The 19,528-nt window shown below is 45.6% G+C and carries 13 protein-coding genes; 6 read left to right on the top strand and 7 right to left on the bottom strand.

Annotation, left to right across the window (positions count from 1 at the left end; genetic code table 11):
- The first annotated feature begins 240 nt into the window (after nt 1–240).
- The 4 genes from ACUVJL_RS35305 to ACUVJL_RS35290 all read left to right on the top strand — a co-directional run bounded on the left by ACUVJL_RS35305 (nt 241) and on the right by ACUVJL_RS35290 (nt 5,715).
- Nucleotides 241–1,704 carry an ABC transporter substrate-binding protein/permease gene (locus ACUVJL_RS35305; RefSeq protein WP_445250074.1) on the top strand — a complete coding sequence of 488 codons (1,464 nt, stop codon included), beginning with the start codon at nt 241–243 and terminating at the stop codon, nt 1,702–1,704.
- Nucleotides 1,670–2,419 (top strand): amino acid ABC transporter ATP-binding protein, encoded by a 750-nt coding sequence (locus ACUVJL_RS35300; protein WP_445250073.1) that lies wholly within the window; start codon nt 1,670–1,672, stop codon nt 2,417–2,419. The genes ACUVJL_RS35305 and ACUVJL_RS35300 overlap by 35 nt, the downstream gene beginning before the upstream one ends.
- A 499-nt stretch (nt 2,420–2,918) precedes the next feature.
- Nucleotides 2,919–3,299: a DUF4347 domain-containing protein gene (locus ACUVJL_RS35295; protein ID WP_445250072.1), complete on the top strand. Its 381-nt coding sequence runs from the start codon at nt 2,919–2,921 to the stop codon at nt 3,297–3,299.
- Nucleotides 3,262–5,715 (top strand): DUF4347 domain-containing protein, encoded by a 2,454-nt coding sequence (locus ACUVJL_RS35290; protein ID WP_445250075.1) that lies wholly within the window; start codon nt 3,262–3,264, stop codon nt 5,713–5,715. Before ACUVJL_RS35295 ends, ACUVJL_RS35290 begins: the two co-directional genes overlap by 38 nt.
- A 243-nt stretch (nt 5,716–5,958) precedes the next feature.
- On the opposite strand, the gene ACUVJL_RS35285 is transcribed toward ACUVJL_RS35290, so the two are convergent.
- Nucleotides 5,959–6,120, bottom strand: coding sequence for a hypothetical protein (locus tag ACUVJL_RS35285; RefSeq protein ID WP_445250071.1), 162 nt, complete (start codon nt 6,118–6,120; stop codon nt 5,959–5,961).
- A gap of 39 nt (nt 6,121–6,159) precedes the next feature.
- Here ACUVJL_RS35285 and ACUVJL_RS35280 point away from each other — a divergent pair, with 39 nt between their 5' ends.
- Entirely contained in the window at nt 6,160–6,696 is a 537-nt protein-coding gene (locus tag ACUVJL_RS35280; RefSeq protein ID WP_445250070.1) for an amino acid ABC transporter ATP-binding protein, read from the top strand.
- Between the two features lie 159 nt (nt 6,697–6,855).
- Here the strand turns inward: ACUVJL_RS35280 and ACUVJL_RS35275 are convergent, their stop codons facing one another.
- The 3 genes from ACUVJL_RS35275 to ACUVJL_RS35265 all read right to left on the bottom strand — a co-directional run bounded on the left by ACUVJL_RS35275 (nt 6,856) and on the right by ACUVJL_RS35265 (nt 13,387).
- Nucleotides 6,856–11,787, bottom strand: a complete 4,932-nt coding sequence (locus ACUVJL_RS35275) for a DUF4347 domain-containing protein (protein WP_445250069.1) — start codon at nt 11,785–11,787, stop codon at nt 6,856–6,858.
- Nucleotides 11,788–12,135: 348 nt separating this feature from the next.
- Nucleotides 12,136–13,170 (bottom strand): UPF0104 family protein, encoded by a 1,035-nt coding sequence (locus ACUVJL_RS35270; protein WP_445250068.1) that lies wholly within the window; start codon nt 13,168–13,170, stop codon nt 12,136–12,138.
- Nucleotides 13,154–13,387 (bottom strand): hypothetical protein, encoded by a 234-nt coding sequence (locus tag ACUVJL_RS35265; RefSeq protein WP_445250067.1) that lies wholly within the window; start codon nt 13,385–13,387, stop codon nt 13,154–13,156. The genes ACUVJL_RS35270 and ACUVJL_RS35265 overlap by 17 nt, the downstream gene beginning before the upstream one ends.
- Nucleotides 13,388–13,670: 283 nt before the next feature.
- On the opposite strand from ACUVJL_RS35265, the gene ACUVJL_RS35260 reads away from it, so the two are divergent.
- The gene (locus ACUVJL_RS35260; protein ID WP_445250066.1) at nt 13,671–15,716 is read left to right on the top strand and encodes a S8 family serine peptidase; all 2,046 of its coding nucleotides are present in this window, start codon (nt 13,671–13,673) and stop codon (nt 15,714–15,716) included.
- A 358-nt stretch (nt 15,717–16,074) separates the two neighbouring features.
- Here ACUVJL_RS35260 and ACUVJL_RS35255 read toward each other — a convergent pair whose 3' ends face one another.
- The 3 genes from ACUVJL_RS35255 to ACUVJL_RS35245 all read right to left on the bottom strand — a co-directional run.
- Nucleotides 16,075–16,554 carry a hypothetical protein gene (locus ACUVJL_RS35255; protein WP_445250065.1) on the bottom strand — a complete coding sequence of 160 codons (480 nt, stop codon included), beginning with the start codon at nt 16,552–16,554 and terminating at the stop codon, nt 16,075–16,077.
- Between the two features lie 174 nt (nt 16,555–16,728).
- A complete protein-coding gene (locus ACUVJL_RS35250; RefSeq protein ID WP_445250064.1) occupies nt 16,729–18,342 on the bottom strand; it encodes a glycosyltransferase family 39 protein in 1,614 nt (537 codons plus the stop codon).
- 42 nt (nt 18,343–18,384) lie between these two features.
- Nucleotides 18,385–19,528 (bottom strand): glycosyltransferase family 39 protein (locus tag ACUVJL_RS35245; RefSeq protein ID WP_445250063.1); only part of this gene is annotated, 1,144 nt, incomplete at its 5' end.

The raw sequence follows: 19,528 nt of genomic DNA, 5'->3' as shown, positions 1-19,528 counted from the left end.
ATTTATTTATAATAAAAAAACTCCAATTTTTTTGTGGGTGGGGCGCCCCGCCCTACTTTTTGGCCGGGGCGGGACGCCCATCCCACAATAGCAATTAAAATTGTAAGTTATTTAATTCGCGATCCTAAGAATCTCAAACCTGACGCACCCTACCACTGTTATCTATCTTTAGAGTGGTGACAGAATTGTGAATTCTCGCATAATTTGTTGGCGAGGGGATTTTTTAGGAAAATGCTCGATATGAAACGTTTAAAATTAAAATCAATGTTGGCGGCGGCGATCGCGATCGCCTTTTGTTTAATTGCGATCGCCAGCTACGCCCAAGCCAACAAGACATTAACACTGGCGACTTCCCCAGACTACCCGCCCTATGAATTTAAAGATACGGCTGTTAGCGGCAACGAAATCATCGGTTTTGACATCGACATTGCCAAATATATTACTAAAGAATTGGGCTACGAGCTAAAAGTAATTGGCATGGATTTTAACGGCTTAATTCCCGCTTTGCAGGCGGGAAGAGCCGATTTTGTGATGGCTGGAATGACTCCCACAGCAGAAAGGAAAAAAAATGTTGATTTTTCTGACCTTTACTACGAAGCTCAAAATACAATTGTCGCCAATAAAGGCAGCAATTTGACCAAAGCTGAAGATTTAGCCGGGAAAAAAGTAGGCGTTCAACTCGGAAGCATTCAGCAGGAAGCTGTGAAAAAAATGCCCGGTGTGCAACTGGCTGCTCTCAATAGAATTCCTGACATCATTCAAGAAATTAAATCGAACCGCATCGCCGCAGGAGTGATCGAGGATACTGTTGCTACGGGTTATGCAGCAGCGAACCCGGACTTGGAATTTAACACAATTCCAAATACTGAAGAAAGCGGTTCGGCGATCGCCTTTGGCAAAGGTTCGAGATTAGTTCCAGAATTCAACCGAGTCCTCCAACAAATGAAAGCCAGCGGTCAAATTAAGGAACTAGCTACTAAGTGGTTTTCTCGACCGATTCCCCAAGAACCTGCTCAAGCAAATCAGCCCCCGGTAGCGCCCAAGTTCGGGTTAGATTTTGGCAAAATCGTGCCGAGTTTGCCTTATATTTGGTCAGGGATTTGGGTAACGCTAACTTTTACCTTGCTGTCGGCATTTCTCGGATTTATCTGGGGAATCGTCCTGTCTCTGTTTAAGATTTCTAGCATTAAACCGCTGTTCTGGTTTGCTACAGCTTACACCTCAATTTTTCGCGGCACACCGCTAATTTTGCAGTTGACTTTAGTTTATTTTGCAACGCCGCAGCTTACGGGCTATAATATATCTGCCCTGCAAGCTGGCGTAATTACTTTTTTCCTGAATTCTGGGGCTTATATTTCCGAAACTATCCGCGCGGGAATTCAAGCCGTAGATAAAGGTCAAAAAGAAGCCGCAGAATCCCTTGGCGTTCCCTACAAACTGATGATGGGCGATATTATCTTGCCGCAAGCATTGAAAAATATCTTGCCTGCATTGGTGAATGAAAGTATTGCTTTGCTGAAGGATTCAGCTTTAGTTTCAGTAATTGGCGTAGAAGACTTGCTGCGCCGCGCTACAATTGTGGGAGCAGAAAAGTATATTTACTTTGAACCTTTGATATTTGTCGGCGCAATTTATTATTTGATGGTGCTTAGTTTAACTTGGGGGGCCAATGTACTCGAACGCAGACTCCAAAGTAGCAGTTAAGGTCGATCGCCTGTATAAATCTTTTGGCAATCTTAAGGTTTTGCGCGAGATAACTACTGAGATTCATAAAGGAGAAGTGATTGCCATTATCGGCCCTTCGGGGTGCGGCAAGTCTACTTTTTTACGGTGTTTGAATTTACTGGAAATTCCGACTTCCGGAAAGATATACATTGACGGGGTGGATATTACTTTGCCGAAGGCAGATATTATGAAAATCCGCCAGAAAGTAGGGATGGTTTTTCAGCATTTCCACTTGTTTCCCCACATGACTGTGCTGCAAAATGTGACCTATGCGCCTCTAAAGGTGAAGCATATTGAATCGGATGAGGCGCGCCTGAAGGGGTTAGAATTGCTGGAAAAAGTCGGTTTGTCTGATAAGGCGGACGTTTATCCTTCTAAGCTTTCGGGGGGACAAAAACAGCGGGTGGCGATCGCCCGTTGTTTGGCTATGGAACCGGAGATTTTGTTGATGGACGAACCGACTTCTGCACTCGATCCAGAAATGGTTAAAGAAGTGTTAGAAGTGATGAAAGCTTTGACGAAAACGGGAATTACAATGGCAATAGTAACTCACGAAATGGGTTTTGCCCGGGAAGTCGCCCACCGGATCTTGTTTCTCGATGGCGGAAAGGTGGCCGAAGATGTGCCGCCGCAGGAGTTTTTTAGTAACCCGAAGTGCGATCGCGCCAAGCAATTTCTGGAAAAAATGCTTTAATCCAAATTAACCTATTTTCGGCACGGAAAGTCGAATTCCGGGACACCATTTATTGCGTGGTGCGTCAGCTTTGAGATAGTTAGTTTGTGACGCAAATAATGCGAGCTGACGCACCCTACTTCATTGTTACTTGTTGTGGTAGGGTGCGTCAGTTTGAAAGGCTCGACCGCCACGGAAAGTCGAATTCCGGGACACCATTTATTGCGTGGTGCGTCAGCTTTGAGATAGTTAGTTTGTGACGCAAATAATGCGAGCTGACGCACCCTACTTCATTGATACTTTATTTTCGATTTCAGTATGTTCACATAAATAATACTTAGATTTAAAAAGGAAGTCTCTTCAAGCAAGCTTTTTATCCGAAAATTTACTGAGTTTAGTCCCAAAAATATTAAGTTTAATTCAAGCAAATGAAAAAGGAGTAAGCACTGCCATACAATATTTAAATTGCGATCGTCCCAAGCGCATAATTGCCCAGTTTCCACCTAGCTAAAGGTAGATCATGCCCCACAAAATTTTCAAAACTCCGAAAGCGATCGCATTTATCGATACTGCTGTCCCTGACTGGAAGACTCTAGTTGACGGCGTTACCCCTGGAACAGAAGTAATCCTGCTGGATTCTAATCACAACGGGGTAGAACAAATTGCTCAAAAACTGCGGGGCCGTAACTTCTGTGCAGTTCACATTGTATCCCACGGCGCTGTCGGTTCTCTGCAACTGGGCAATACGATGTTGACTTTGGATACATTGAGCGATCGCACTCTCACCCCAACCATTATCATAAATGAAGAAAACCGAGGTGTAGTGTCTCTTCCCCCCCCCCCCCCGAAATTGCGACTTTGTGATGTGGGTAAAGGAATGGGCAAAGGGGCTGGCAAGTAATGCTGAGATTCTTCTGTATGGCTGCAACGTAGCAAAGGGAGATTTGGGTGCTGCTTTCGCGGAGCGTTTGAGTCAGCTAACAGGGGCTAATGTGGCAGCTTCTACAAGTCTGACGGGTAGTGCTGAGAAAGGTGGCGACTGGGAATTGCGGTATACAACTGGGGCGATGGATGCCTCTTTGGCGTTTGGGGCACAGGTGCAAGAGGCTTACCAAGGGATTTTGGCGATTAAAGTCACTTACGATACACTATTTCCTCCAGAAGCGAAAAATGCGTTTGATTACGCAGTTAATATCTGGAATCGGCTACTTGACACATCAAAAGCAGACGTAGAAGTTAAGGCTACTTGGTCATCATCCTTGGGTTCAGGTTCAGGAACTCTTGGTATCACCTCTTCGACGGGTGATCAAAACTTTACTGGTGCCCCGTTACAAAATATCAGATATCCGTTCCCGCTGGCAAATCAGTTAGCTAGCAAGGACGTTAATGGTGCGGCAAATCCAGACGTTGAAGTGCAGATGAATAGCTTAACCGACTGGTATTTTGGTACTGATGGTAAACCAGTATCTACACAGTTCGATTTTTCCACAGTTGCCTTGCACGAACTCGGTCACGCACTGGGGTTTAGTGACAGTTCTTTTTTGGATACTTCCAACCAAGGAAGGTACGTAAACGGTACTCCCACCATCATCGATACTTTCAGGGAGAATAGTGCTGGCGAACGCCTTTACCCTACTTATCCATCCCCTTCTATTGCGTTAGGCGCTCAATTAACTAGCGGCAATGGTTTCTTTGGGGGTGCAAATGCGATCGCAGCCAATGGCGGCAACCGCCCCCGACTTACCGGATCCCCTACCAATTTTGATTTTGGTCACTTAGAAGATTCTATTTATCCATTCGGGAACCCCAATAACTTGATGGTAAGTGGACAAGATAAAGGAGAAGCCGTCCATACTCCCGGTCCAATTACCCTTGGGGTACTTCAAGATTTGGGTTGGAAATTGAACGCTGAGTTAGGGGTGAATGTGGCTGTAGACAATGCCACACCGAAAGAAGGAGATACCGTCACCTATACCGTCACCGCTAAAAACTCTCCCCTTCACACTTTCAATAGTGTTTCTTTGGGTGGCAATGCTAGTAACGTCAAGCTAACGAGCTTGTTGCCAAAAGACCTCACCCTCACAGGAAATACCGCCAGCCAAGGCACTTACGACCCTACTACTGGTATCTGGAACTTAACCAACTTACCTGTTAATGCCACTGCGACCCTTAGCCTCAAAGCCACAGTAAATTCTGGTAGTACCGGAAAAACTATCTCTAACAACGTCGCAGTTACTTCGGACAACAATGACCCTGATGCCACCAACAATAGCAGCAAGGTTGACATCAGTGTAGGATCACCAACGGCAACTCCGACACCAACGCCGACTCCAACCCCAACAACAACTCCAACTCCAACTCCGACACCAACAACAACTCCAACTCCAACTCCGACACCAACAACAACTCCAACTCCAACTCCGACACCAACAACTCCAACTCCGACACCAACAACAACAACTCCAACTCCGACACCACCAACAACTCCAACTCCGACACCACCAACAACTCCAACTCCGACACCAACAACAACAACTCCAACTCCGATACCAACAACAACTCCAACTCCACCTCCACCTACGCCACCTGCACCGTTAGTATCCATCTTTTCACCCAAACCCAATGCCACAGACGGCGGCGAACCGACGGGACTGCCGCAAAATCTTAGTGGATCTGGATTTTACATATTCACAGACAATGCTGACACTGCCATACCGCCAGATGCTATAGGTAAGGGAATCTTGGGGCTATCTGGCAATGACTCTTTAACAGGTACCAATAACGATGACACCATCAGTGGCAATCAAGGTGCTGATACACTTAACGGACTCGGCGGCAACGACATTTTGTTGGGCGGGAAAGGCTCAGATAGCTTGGATGGCGGTGCTGGCAACGACTTCCTCAGCGGTAATAACGACAATGACACTCTAATAGGAGGAGATGGCAATGATGTTATACGGGGCGGCAAGGGAAATGATACTCTCAATGGCGGTGCGGGCAACGATATACTCATAGGCGATCACGGTCAAGACATTCTCACAGGCGGTGATGGCAATGATGCTTTCTTCTTCGCCGTAGATAAAGATTCAACTCCGATTAATCAAACAGATGTGATTACGGACTTCCGCCCTGGAGATTCAATTGGTTTGATGGAAGGACTAACATTTTCTGCTCTGACTTTTGAGCGTGTGAATTTGCAGCTTGACGGCGCAACACCTGTGGCTTCTACGGCTATCAAAGTGGGTGATAATTATTTGGCTATAGTCTCTGGGGTAGCTCAAAATTCCCTGAATGCTAGCGTTTTCTTCAATGCCTAGAGCGATCGCACGGGCTGGCTCAAGGCATCTATGCAATTGGGCTCGGCAGCTATTCCTGCGGCCCAATTGCTTGTTCTAAAAATAAGACGCTAGCTACACTAACCTGCTTTGGCCTTATAAAATTATCAATTCGGTTGGCAGCTTGATGGCAGTATTCCTATTACCTGCAATCTGCTCTAATCTGAAATTCTCAACGGCGCACCCTAGAATCACGACAATATGCGGTTTTAAATTAACCTTTTTTTAACTGCGCCGATCGCGCTGGCGATCGACTTTAGCTAAAAATGCACCGGAAACATCAGCCAGAATGCTAATTATCCGATACAAAGCCACCGCACTCAGAATAATACCCGTAGAAAAGCGATCGGACAGCAGGGCGATCGCCGTTGCTTCAAATACTCCCATTCCCCCCCGCTGCACCAGGCACAACTAAACAGACAACAGGTGGATATTACTTTGCCGAAGACAGATATTATGAAAATCCGCCAGAAAGTGGGGATGGTTTTTCAGCATTTCCACTTGTTTCCGCACATGACTGTGCTGCAAAATGTGATGTATGCGCCTGTAAAGGTGAAGCAGGTGGAATCGGATGAGGCGCGTCACAAGGGGTTAGAATTGCTGGAAAAAGTGGGTTTGTCAGATAAGGCCCAGGTTTATCCTTCTAAGCTTTCGGGGGGACAAAAACAGCGGGTGGCGATCGCCCGCTGTTTGGCTATGGAACCGGATATTTTGTTGATGGATGAACCGACTTCTGCACTCGATCCCGAAATGGTTAAAGAAGTGTTAGATGTGATGAAAGCTTTGACGAAAACCGGAATTACAATGGCAATTGTAACTCACGAAATGGGTTTTGCGCGGGAAGTCGCCCACCGGATCTTGTTTCTCGATGGCCCAAAGGTGGCCCAAGATGTGCCGCCGCAGGAGTTTTTTAGCAACCCGAAGTGCGATCGCGCCAAGCAATTTCTGGAAAAAATGCTTTAATTCATATAAGAATTAGAGTTTTTAACCGCAGAGGACACAGAGTTAGAGGAGAGAGAGAAAGTTCGGCTAGGGTGCGTCAGGTTGGAAATGCTCGACCGGCACAAAAAGTATACGAACAGGACACCGTTTGTTGCCGACGTGCATCAGTGGTCAGCCTGTTTAAATGAAACTGAAATCACTGGCGCTTATTATGCTAGCAGAAACTCCGTTTAAAGCAGCTATAATTTCTCCTGTTTCCCCAAACTGAATCAATGTTGCACCCCTATTTTCCGTAAGAGTTAATTGCTCGAATGTCAAGCCATTAGCTAGCATCAGCAAATCTTTTCCAGCTTCAAAATCGGCAATAATATCGATACCAGAATTGGCAGACAGTAAAAAGCGATCAATCCCAGCACCTCCAATTAAACTATCTTCCCCCAAACGGCCCATCAGAGTATCATCACCTTTGCCACCAATCAAAGTATCATTTCCCTCGCAGCCACCTAGCCAATCATTGCCAGCACCTCCACTCAGACAATCATTGCCAGTACCTCCGCAGAGGCTATCATTACCATAATCGCCGTGGAGAGAATCCTCGCCTTCGCTGCCGAAGATTATATCATTTTCCTTGCCTCCAAATGCGATATCGCTGCCTTTGCCACCGTCGATAAAATCAGCATCTTCACACCCCAAAATTAAGTCGTTGTCTTCTTTACCATTTATGGAATCATTGCCGCGATTTCCGAAGATGATATCTTCGCCTTTACCGCCAAGGATGATGTCATTATTCTTGCCGCCACAAAGGATATCATCTCCATTGTTGCCGTCAATAAAATCATTGCCTCGGTTGCCGTAAAAAATGTCGTTTACTTCACCGCCGTAGAGGTTATCATCACCTAAATCCGCATCGAAAATATTCGGATTTTGACTGCCGTAAAAAGCATCATTTTCCGGTGTGCCAAACTCGATTGCACCGCTACCATTGCCGTTGATAATATTGTCAACTTGGTTTTGGCGATCGAGAGTTGGATACTCAATAGTATGGCAAATGCAATCAGTATCACTTCCTGGTGTAACAACAGGTACTGATGGTGTTGGCGTCGAAGCCGGAGTTGGCGTCGAACTTGGCGCAGGTGTTGGTGTTGGAGTTGAAGCAGGCGTCGGAGTTGGAGTCGGAGTCGGCGTAGGAGTCGATATTGGTGTCGGAGTTGAAGCAGGCGTCGGCGTCGGAGTTGAAGCAGGCGTCGGCGTCGGAGTTGAAGCAGGCGTCGGAGTTGGGGTGGGCGTCGGAGTTTCCGATGATGTTGGCGTCGGAGTTGAAGCAGGCGTCGGAGTTGGGGTGGGCGTCGGTGTTTCCGATGGTGTTGGCGTCGGTGTCGGAGTTGAAGCAGGAGTCGGTGTTTCCGATGGTGTTGGCGTCGGTGTCGAAGTTTCCGCAGGAGTCGGAGTTGGCGATGGTGTTGGCGTCGGTGTCGGAGTTGAAGCAGGCGTCGGCGTCGGAGTTGGCGTCGGAGTTTCCGCAGGAGTCGGCGTTTCCGATGGTGTTGGCGTTGGCGTCGGAGTTGGCGATGGTGTTGGCGTTGGCGTTGGTGGAGTCGGCGTCGGAGTTGGCGATGGTGTTGGCGTCGGAGTCGGCGTCGGTGGAGTCGGCGTCGGAGTTGGCGATGGTGTTGGCGTCGGAGTCGGCGTCGGTGGAGTCGGTGGAGTTGGTGGAGTCGGTGGAGTTGGTGGAGTCGGTGGAGTTGGTGGAGTTGGTGGAGTCGGCGTCGGTGGAGTTGGAGTTGGCGTTGGTGGAGTTGGGTTGACGGTAATATCCACACGATCGCTATCGGTTTGAGGACCGCCTAATTCTAGAGATCCGCGATCGTTTGTCGTCAAAGTCAGCCTATCCGTTCCGATAAAGTTCAGATTCGGCCTATAAATTAAACCCTCTAAAGCAGCATTAATATCAGCCTGTTTTCCCCTATAAATCAGGCTGTTGCTGCCATTCCCCGAGCCCGTTAAACCTGTCAGCGAATTGAGTGTAAGAGTGCCGCTAGTAACGCTGAGATTGACTTCCACCGACTCGCTATCTGAATCCGATACAGAGATTTTATTGCCGTTGCTAGCAGAGAAGATGCGAGGAGTATTTTGAGTCGTCGTTTCTTTGCCAATATCCGTCGCAATGTCTACACTCCAACTGACAATAGTTCCTGGATTAGTAGCATTGGAAGCGTTACTATTCTCTGGGTTGGCATCAACTGCATACAAGTTCCAAGTGCCGTTGGGGTTAGTTTTATTAAAAACAGAAAGAGTCGAACCGTAAGGCCCTTGTGGTGCCCCTGTCGGTGTTGGCGTATTGTTGTTATACAAAAAGGGATAAACATCACGAAAACCGTTGAGTGAATAGTTTGTCGGCTTGTAAGTTCCTGAAGCGATAGTTGGTACTGTAACAACAGGAAAAGTAGAAAGAAAAGAAGCTGCATTATCATCCAACTTCAGCGTGACGTTGTTGAGTGGTGCAGATGGAACTTGAGACATTAACACCACATTTTGTCCCTCGGGTCCAACTAGCAAGAGGTTGATGTTCTGCCCTTGACTATTGGCAGAATTATAAGTCTTAACATTGTTGAGAGTGATGGTAACGCTGTCTACTTTTCCTGTTACATTTGAAACGTTAATAGGAGACGGATACGGGGTCGCCAAAACGTTATATACGGAGTTTCCGCTGTTGAGGGTAATGTTATTAGGGTTAGTTGTAGTGGTGGTGGTTCTTCCCGGTATTGAATTAATAGGAGATTGATTGCGACGGGAAAATTCCGAGGTATCCCCTGTAGTTTTGTTAGTAGCAGTAGCGGCGAGAATCGGTTTGCCTGCTACTGGAGTGTAGGCGAAGTTGAAATTAGCATTGCCAGCACTATCTGTTATAACGTCTTTGGAACCTATAAAAGTTTCACCTTGACCTGCCCCTGCGGGGCCATAACTCGTACTTGCAAAGAATTCGACGCGGAAGTTGGCGTTAGGAGTGCTGTTGAGAATCCCGCTGACTGTGTTGCCGCTAACTGAGGTCAGAACCGGGTAATTTTGCAGGTTGTTGCTGCCTGTATCGGCGTCGCCTACATCGTTGGGAGTGACACCAGTATTACCGATTAAGTCAATTCCTAATCGTTTGTTGTTAAAAATTCTATTGCCTTGAATAGTGTGGCCGGAACCTGCAATAATTTCAATGCCACTCCCCTTATTGTTAGCAATGAGATTCCTGTCTCCGGCTGCAGTTCCACCAATGACATTATTATTTGCATCTCGATCAAGGATCAAAATGCCATCGCCCTCGTTCCCTAAAGGCATTGTACCCGTGAAATCAGTCCCGATGAAGTTGGCAGTAATTTTAATGTCTGTTGCTGCTGCCCTCGCCACAAATATGCCTGCAACGCCGTTGCCAGAGATGATATTATCTGTTATAACGGTGAAATTAGGAGAATTGTTTTGAGTGGAACTTAGGATTGTTATCCCAGATAGAGTGTTGCCTACAGCAGTCGTACCGCTAAGATCAATGCCAATGTAGTTGTCTTGGATGGTATTGTTGTTAGTCTGTACCAAAATGCCGCGACCAGGGGAATTTCCGCCCTTTCCAAATCTGTTAATAGCCAATCCTTGAATGGTACTGCTACTGGAATCTTCTGCGCCACCAAAAGAGTTCTTGCCTAAATCTAAACCATTAATATTAGCCGCACCTGAGGCTGGTTGTTGTACTGAACTGCCATTGAGTTCAATTATCGGTTTGTTAGTATATCCAGGTTGAGATTGGCCATTGATAATAACTGGGCTGGTGATGACAGGTAAGGCTTGACCAAGGGTAATGCTATGAGGCCCTGGGCCGGGAATGTTAAAGTTAATTGTGTCTAATCCGAGATTGGAATTAGCTTGGTTGATGGCATCTCTCAGAGAATTTTGACCGCTATCGGAAGTATTGGTAACGATATAGGTAGCCAAAACAGACGCATAATTTTGCATCGCGTTTGACTCGAAGGCTAGGGGCGATTTAATGTTGCCGATTTTTTCTTCTAGTTCCCAGTTGCCCCCTAATTTTGCACTCCCCGTGAGATACTTAGATGCGGCGATATTTGCACCGGTGAGGGATGCAATGCGGTGGAGGAAATAGACACCATCTACGGCTGGTTCATCGAGTCCGCCGTTCGTTTCAACCCCCGTCTCATTGCAAAAGTCCTCTAAATAGGACTGTTTAATGAAATTGTTTTTAGTCGGTTTCAACTCACATTTTGCACCATTCTCAAGAACAGGCAAGATGCCTGTTCCACAAAGAGTAGGTTTTCTTGTGGAACGGGCATCTTGCCCGTTCATAAAAGGCTTATTGACAATGGTGCAACATCTCAGTTTCAACTTACATCTTGCACCATTCTCAAGAACAGGCAAGATGCCTGTTCCACAAAGAGTGAATTTTCTTGTGGAACGGGCATCTTGCCCGTTCATAAAAGGCTTATTGACAATGGTGCAACATCTCAGTTTTAACTTACATCTTGCACCATTCTCAAGAACAGGCAAGATGCCTGTTCCACAAAGAGTAGATTTTCTTGTGGAACGGGCATCTTGCCCGTTCATAAAAGGCTTATTGACAATGGTGGAACATCTGAGTTTCCACCGACTTTCGCTTTGAGACAGGGAATTTATTCCCTGGCGGACTTTCTGACAAGCGCGGGATGCTGCTGCTACGTTGCAACCGTAAATCAGGATGTCTGCATCAAGAGTTAAAGCGCGCCGCCATTGCTGCAATTGCTGGCTATAAGCTTCTAGGTTATCGACAGACAGTCTGGTTTTACCGAGTTGCAAGCTTCCCGGTTCGCCGTGGGAAACTAGATGAATGCTGTCAATATTAGTGCGAGTCGCTAACACTTCGCTAATTTGTTCGACTCCATCTCTGTGGGAGTCGATAATTATTGCTTCTACTCCCCATTTCACTTTATCTAGGAGTGTTTGATAGTCTGCTACTGCCGCATCGATAAATACTATTGTACTGGGGTTATGGGTACGATCGCTCTTTTCCCCAAAACTCTCCTTGCCCGCCTTGATTTGATTCGGAACTTCGATCGCACCTGCTGATAAAACTGATATCATGGTTGTCTACTCTATAGCTTCAAATTAACAATTATTCATAAATCCAGGACTAGCAAAAAAAAACACACTTTCTTTGACGGTATAAATCCATAAAATTGTGATTTTTATGGGAGCAAGTCGGTTTGTTTGCAGGTCTTAATCGGTTTGTTTGCAGGTCTTAAATTTATGGATTAAGACTATATTGTTTGTGGCTTTGTTTCTTAGCCACCGAAACAGATTATTTGACAAAATTTTTTTGAAACTCAACTATAGCCAGCATACTTACGTAAGCAAAAAATCTTAATACAAATACATATTTTTGACTCCTGCTAATCGGGGCAAGTCCCCTAGCCTCATATATTTTACCCCTCACGGACTGTGTCGATCGCGCTTCCCATCTAGCTTAGCTAAAAATGCACCGGAAACATCCGCCAAAAGGCTAATTATCCGATACAAAGCCACCGCACTCAGAATAATACCCGTAGAAAAGCGATTGGACAGCAGGGCGATCGCCGTTGCTTCAAATACTCCCATTCCCCCCGGTGCACCAGGCACAACTAAACCGACAACAAAGGCAAAACAAAAAGCACCGAACAAGTTGGGAATATTGCTAAAGTTCACCGGAGTTAAAGCAGTTACAGTTAGCAAAAAACCGCAGCCCCGCAATCCGATAAAACACATTTGTCCGATTAACGGCACTAAAGGATAGCGTTTAATTGGCAAATTAATTTGGCGGGGGGACTTGACAGGCAAGGTTTTTTTAGCTAGATTGGAGCTAGACTCTGTAGGGAAATTTAGTCGATCGCCCGCAGCCTCCCCAGCCTGGGAATTTTCCCCATTGTTCTTTGATAACTTCAACCGCTCTACAAATAGAACGATCGGATTTAAAATTCGGGGATGAATCGCCGTTAAAATAGCAGCACAACCGACAATCCGCAAAAACCAATTGACTTTGTCAAAACAAATCAACCCAATCAGCACGCCGGCCGAAGCCATCAGCAGCGGTTCCAGCAATACGCTGAGAGTAGCAGCTTTGGGGAAAATGCCAGCCTTTTTGGCTTCCAATATTCGACCCCAAAAATGCCAAATATTCCCCGGCAAATACTTGGCAATATTAGTTTTGAGAAAAACTTGAATCGCCCACGCGGCATTTACAGGTTGGCGGAATTCCCGCAAAATCAACATCCACACCCAGCCGACAAAAATTAGAGAAAGTAAAGTGACGCCAAGGGCGATCGCCAGCAACGGAAAACTTTCGGCTCGAAGTTGGATATTGGCGACTTCTCGCCAGTGAGTTAAAAAAGCTTTGGCAATAAATAAAAACGTCCCGCCCAAAATCAAATAGCGCAAATAAGGCTGGAGACGCGATTTCGCGAGGTTGAAAAAATTATGAATTCGATGCAAGTGCTGTTTTCCCCTTTTCTGCTCCCAATTTTGAATATGGGATTAAGTTATACTGTTTTAGATTATATATTTTAGATTGGCCAAGGCAGAATGCTGCTTGATTTACATGGCATGATATGACGGAATAAATCTGTTTAACCTGAGATGTTGCACCATTGTCAAGAACGGGTTCTTCGGCCCGTTCCACAAAGAATAAGTTTTCTTGTGGAACAGGCAAGATGGCTGTTCCTAAACAAGTAATTGAGAATGGTGCAATATCTCACTTTAACCTAACCTATGCAGACCTCTACAGACTGTACACATGGCGAACCTTACAGACTATTTATTGCTGTCTTAAGCTATTGGGCATCTTGCGTTGTATTTTTCGGGGGGCGAGACGCCCACCCGACAATAATTTCATCAAAGTTGACTGTAAAATTGAGATGCGCCTCAGCTTAACCACAAACTTAAATTTAAAATCTAAAATTTAGATCGATATACCTCGCTAGGAGTACATTTCTATGGCCGGCCCGAGCCCTGACGGTCTTTCCTATCTTTTAGATGATAGCCCCAACAGTTTTGCCTTGACTCCGGGCTTTTTGACTCCTTATCCTAACGGACTTTTTGCCCTCGGTGGCAACGATTTTATTGTCGGTTCGTCGGATGCCGAGATAATTAGCGGTGATAATGGTAACGATCGCATTCTCGGTGGCAGCAATTCGGATACGCTGTTCGGTGGTGCGGGCAACGATTTGCTCAACGGTGGTGCCGGCAGCGACATCCTGTTTGGGCAAGCCGGCAGCGATACTTTGCAGGGAGGTAGGGGAGAGGACGCCCTCAACGGCGGCGGCGGTAGCGACGTTTTAGTGGGCGATGCAGGCAAAGATACGCTGACAGGGGGTTTGGGTCCAGATACCTTTGTCCTCCGCAGCGACTCCTCCGTCTCCGATCCGGCTGCAGCAGACATGATTACTGACTTTAACAGTTTTGTGGATTCGATCGGACTGACTGACAACCTTACCGAAGCTGACTTGATTCTAGAAGAAATCTCGATCGCCCCCGGTATTTCCAATACATTAATTAAAATTCGGCAATCCAATGCTATTTTAGGCTTGGTAGCCAACGCCTCTCCACAAGACCTCGCCTATACATTCATCTCTGCAACTACCCTATTGGGCAACCAACTCAGCGAAGCTCGCGATTTAGGCGTTTTGGGCGACACTCAAACGATCGCAGACTCGGTTAGCAACGCCCGGCCAGAAGGCTTTTACCGCTTTACTTTGCCTGCAACTAGCGACTTTAAATTAACTGTCAGCGGTTTGACGGCCGATGTTGACGTGGCTTTAATTAAAGATCTTAACGGCGACAATTCTATTGACTTTACCGATATTATTGCTTCTTCTCAAGAACCGAATTTATCGCCAGAGTCGATCGACCTCAACGCTTTGGCAGCAGGAACTTACTTTGTCCGAGTTTATCAATACCAAGGCAGTACAAATTTCACCCTAAATCTGTCTGCAACTCCTGCAACTGTTTCTGCTAACAATCCGAGCAACTTGCAGGGTTTTGACTCTCGTTTTGGGTTCGGTTTGGTAAATGCAGCGGCGGCAGTTGCTCAAGCTCAAGGTACTGCAACTTTTCCTGACGTTCCCGACTTGGGCGGCAACGAGTGGGGCAGAGATTTAATTAAAGCTCCGGAGGTTTGGGCTCAGGGCTTGACTGGAGAGGGAATTGTGGTCGCAGTTATCGACAGCGGAGTTGACTACAATCACCCGGATTTGACGGGGAATATTTGGAGCAATGCGGGGGAAACTGGTGTTGATGCGATCGGTCGCAATAAAGCTAGCAACAGGGTTGATGATGACAACAATGGATTTGTTGACGATTTCCGGGGATGGGATTTTGTCAACAACGATAATGACCCGATGGACGATAACAGTCACGGCACTCATATCTCGGGTTTAGTTGCTGCGAAACAAGATGGGGTTGGGATTACTGGAACAGCTCCAACTGCGAAGATTATGCCTTTGAAAATACTCGATGAGGCGGGAGTCGGCAAAATTAGGGATGAAATTAATGCGATTAATTATGCCGTGGCAAATAGAGCGAAGGTGATTAATGTAAGTTTGGGCGGCCTCCAGTTGAATGAGGAAGAATTGAATGCGATTCGAGCCGCTGAAGCTCAAGGGGCGATCGTGATTTCGGCGGCGGGAAATGATGCTCGCCTACAACCAGATTATCCGGCTCGGTTTGCCAATGAGGTAGGAATTGCTGTCGGTGCTGTTAGCCGAAATGGCTTGTTTGCGGATTATTCTAACCTCGCGGGTGCGGAAGGAATTAATTATTTTGTTGCTCCGGGCGGCGACGGCGGCAGGGCGGGTTCTGGTGATGTTTATTCAACTGTACCGCTTTCTCAACCGGGGATTCCCTATCGATATTTTGCGGGTACTTCAATGGCAGTGCCACACGTAGCTGGGGTGATAGCTTTGATGTTGCAAGCTAATCCGAATCTGACTCCTGCTGATATTAAGAGGATTCTTGCGGAAACTGCCAATCGAGCAGTTTGAATTAATTGCTAATAGGGAATTGGTAATGGGCTTGACATACTGTTACCAAATTTCCTAGGGGCGGGTTTCACCAACAATATCGAATTGCTACTAACAAGCTACATAAACCCACCCCCACACAACTAACAATCTATAGCGATCCTAAATCATTTGTGAATTTCTTACTCCCTCCCCTTAGCAAGGGGAGGGTTGGGGTGGGGTAAAAAATTTATGACTCCTGCAAGGATTGCTATACATCAACATTAATTTGTATTAAATGCAAAAAATGTACAAGGGGTTTACCGTGGGATAGGGGCGGGTTTTATAGATTGTTAATTAACCTCAATATTGTTGGTGAAACCCGCCCCTACAAGCCAAATTAAAAATTGGCGGCGTAACTTAAGTCAAATTGGCGGCACAGAGTGATGCAGCAATAGTTGGGTCGATCGAATACTAACTCGTAATTCATCTCGCCGTCTATTTTGGTGATGGGCTGCTTTAAGGGGATGCCGTGAATGTCGTATTGGCGGCGTTCTAAGGCACTCCAGTCGATAATTTTGATGTCGATTTGGTTCTGCAACTCAGTTGCGATCAGATATAGTTCCATCTTGTCTTGAACTTTCCCAGTCAGGGGGATTTTTATTAACACTGACTGAGTGACGATGGGTTTTTGGTCGTTGGGATGCTTCTGGGTGTGGCAGCTTTTGAGTTCTATATCGTAAGGTTCTACCTTGAATTTCTCTCCGCTGGCCATCGCAGACGAGTGCAAGTCTTTCAGGCACTTTTCTAGGTGAGGGATCAGCCCTAGGTCTGGATCGCACAGCAGTTTGCGAATATTCGAGGTTTCAGTGACTGTCATTGTAGATTTTTGATGTTATTTTTTGATTCTTAACTTCTAGCTTACCGCGAAAAGCAGTCCTATTCTACTCTACTCGCGACATACTGCCCAAAAACCCCGTTTCTGGGCAGTATGTCGCGGTGAACAAAACATTTTTTGGCAGCAACCAGTTTTTTTTTCCTTAATCCTTTCAGATTATTTTTTGGTAATTCTCCAGAGATTGAGCTCAACATTAGCGTCAGCCGGGTCTATTTGATAGTTTTGTTGCTGAATTGCCGATCGCAAAGTTGAGGACGGTCTGTATAAAAACAACTCGCTGAAACCCTCGGGAATTTTAGAGAGTTGCGGTTTTTTAAGTGCCAATTTTCGATTTTTGTAGCAAGAAGTGTAACAGCGGGGTTCTATTAGCAGTTTGACTTTTGGTTCTAAGTGATAACTTAAAGGCATGATATATGCGATATTGGCATCGCTGATAATTAGGGGATTGCTGGCTTGATTGACAGTCCCAGCTACTTGTAATTCGGCGCTAAGCCAGCCGCTGCCTTTATTCCACCAAGTGTCTGCTTGAGAACTAACTCCACCGGATATAATACCTGCAGACAACAGTGCAACTATAACTATTTTCCACAGTTTTTGCTGTTTGAAGTTATCCAAATTCTTACTAATTTTCGCAGACAGCAGGTAAGCCACTGCTAGCTGAATTCCCACATAACAAGGAACTAAATATCGGGGATTGGCCGAGAGCCTCCCACCTTTCATTATATCAGGTACTGCTAAAAACAAAGCGGTTGTTGCAATTAATAACAATACCATCAACCACACTCGCTTTGGTGTTTGTTGGCACAGAAAATAAAGGGCATAGCCGACTAAAGCTAAAATCATTATGCCAACGGGAATTAGCAAGGCTAGCTGTGTGGGGTTGGCACTTCCATCAATGCCAATATCAAAAAATGCTATGGTGACGGAACCCACCCACCTGCTGACTAATCTTAAGAGATTTGTCTGTTCGGCCCATACTGTTGTGCTTCTAATTTGATTGAAGTTTTCTACAGTATTTACGAGGGAAGGCATGAAGCAGATCAAGGCGATTAAAGCTGCTACATAATAGGCAATGAATGTTTTAATATCGCGCCAGTTGGCAATGACTGCGACGTAGATTGCGTGGGCTGCGGCGACGCATGCAAATAACAAGTGGGTGTAAAATCCCAGTGTTGCTGTGCCTGCATAAAGTGCCCAGGAAAGAACGAGGGCGAGAGGATTTTGATTTTCGTGAGGGCGCATTGCTCGCAGCAAGGCTGCACTGGATAAAATAGTAGTTACTGTCCACAAACTGTACTGTCTTGCTTCTTGGGCAAACAAAATGTGGTAGGGAGAAATTGCGACAATTGCGATCGCCATCCACGCTACTGCTGAAGATTCAAATAACTCCCAAGCCAGCCAATAAATTGCGGGAAATACTAGCAAGCTAATCACGGCGGCCAAACTTCTCATTGCTGCAACGGAACTGCCGAACCATTGCGCCCAATGTCGCGATAGTACGTAATACAGCGGCGGGTGTTGGGGGTCTTCCGTTGCTAAAGAATTTAGGGTATCGCTTAAAGTTTTTTCGGAATTTATCTGCTGATATTTTTGTAAATCCGAGGGCGAGCTTATTTTCGGGTACGAAATTTGTTTGATTATTTCGGCTTCTGTGTAGCCAGAAACTCTCAAAGAAGTATATGTTTCGTCGATCCAGTAAAATTTGCGATCGAGATTTGCGAAGCGAAAGAAAATGCCGATGACTAATACGGCAATTATCAGAAAACCCACCCAATTTCGGGGAACCTTAAAACGCATTTTTTTAACCAAACTTCACTTTTTTCGCAATTTACTCAAAATTATATCTTGATTTTTGGGATCGTAAATAGTTTGGATTTCATAACGAGTATTTTTTTCTATTCCTGTTTTTATTTCTGGGGAAATACCGTACAAAAAAATCTCGTTAAAGTTTTGGGGAATTTCAACAATTTTAGGCGGCCATACTAAAAAATTAGCTTGGGAATTGATTAAGTAACTCAAACCGAGTAAATTGCCGATATTATCTACACTATACACCCACAAGTCTGTGATGAGTAATGGCCGAGAAGCTGAGTTGATTGTGCGGGCTATCGCGATGTTAATATAAGAGCGGTCTTTATTCCACCAAGAGTCTGCTGGCAAATAGATGCAGCAGGATATAATTCCAATAGAGAGCAAAGCAGCCAGAACCAGCCTCCACAGCTTTTGCAACTGCATTATAACTTGAGGAGATGTCATTTTTACCGCCAAAAAATAGGCAACAGCTATCTGCATTCCTAAATAACAGGGAATCATGTAGCGGGTGTTGAGCGATCGCATTCCGCCTAATATTAAATCCGCTGGCAGGAAAATGGCTACTGTGACGCACGTTAATGTCATAACAAACAACCAAACACGTCTTTCTGTCTGACTCAGCAGCAAATAAAAAGAATATCCGACACTTATTAAAATCATTAAAATAACTGGGAGAGTCAATAGGAAATATAATCGCGGTAAATCCGAGTACAATCCCACATCCAAAAATTGCCTAGTAATGTTTAACACCCAATTTCCAACTAACTTTGAAAAGGGAATCTTGACAAACTGCCATGCTGTTTTTTCACTGACTTTTCCCGAATTTATTAATAAAAATACAGTCCAAGGAGATAAGGCAATAAATCCTGCGCTCGCTGCTAGCAAATAGCCAATTACAGTCTTATTAAACCGCAGATTTTCCGAGATAGCTACATAGATTCCATGCCCTAGAGCCACCAGTGCAAATAATAGGTGAGAATAAAATCCCAGCGCTACTGTTGCCGCATAAATTGCCCAACTGCTGTTAGTTTTTAGCCGCATTCCCCGCAGCAAAGCAGCCCCAGACAGCAAAATCATTAATACAAACAAGCTGTAAGGTCGAGCTTCTTGAGCGTAAACTATTTGAAAAGGCGATACAGCTAGT

Origin of the sequence: Microcoleus sp. OTE_8_concoct_300 (assembly GCF_031383065.1) — a bacterium.
Taxonomy (GTDB): domain Bacteria; phylum Cyanobacteriota; class Cyanobacteriia; order Cyanobacteriales; family Microcoleaceae; genus Microcoleus.
The sequence above is the reverse complement of the archived record's forward strand: the minus strand, read 5'-3'. Positions and strand labels throughout refer to the sequence as shown.

Coding starts and splice junctions, on each gene's coding strand:
- ACUVJL_RS35275 (WP_445250069.1), bottom strand. CDS start 11,787: ATGATATCAGTTTTATCAGCAGGTGCGATCGAAGTTCCGAATCAAATC.
- ACUVJL_RS35300 (WP_445250073.1), top strand. CDS start 1,670: ATGTACTCGAACGCAGACTCCAAAGTAGCAGTTAAGGTCGATCGCCTG.
- ACUVJL_RS35295 (WP_445250072.1), top strand. CDS start 2,919: ATGCCCCACAAAATTTTCAAAACTCCGAAAGCGATCGCATTTATCGAT.
- ACUVJL_RS35255 (WP_445250065.1), bottom strand. CDS start 16,554: ATGACAGTCACTGAAACCTCGAATATTCGCAAACTGCTGTGCGATCCA.
- ACUVJL_RS35260 (WP_445250066.1), top strand. CDS start 13,671: ATGGCCGGCCCGAGCCCTGACGGTCTTTCCTATCTTTTAGATGATAGC.
- ACUVJL_RS35305 (WP_445250074.1), top strand. CDS start 241: ATGAAACGTTTAAAATTAAAATCAATGTTGGCGGCGGCGATCGCGATC.
- ACUVJL_RS35290 (WP_445250075.1), top strand. CDS start 3,262: ATGTGGGTAAAGGAATGGGCAAAGGGGCTGGCAAGTAATGCTGAGATT.
- ACUVJL_RS35285 (WP_445250071.1), bottom strand. CDS start 6,120: ATGGGAGTATTTGAAGCAACGGCGATCGCCCTGCTGTCCGATCGCTTT.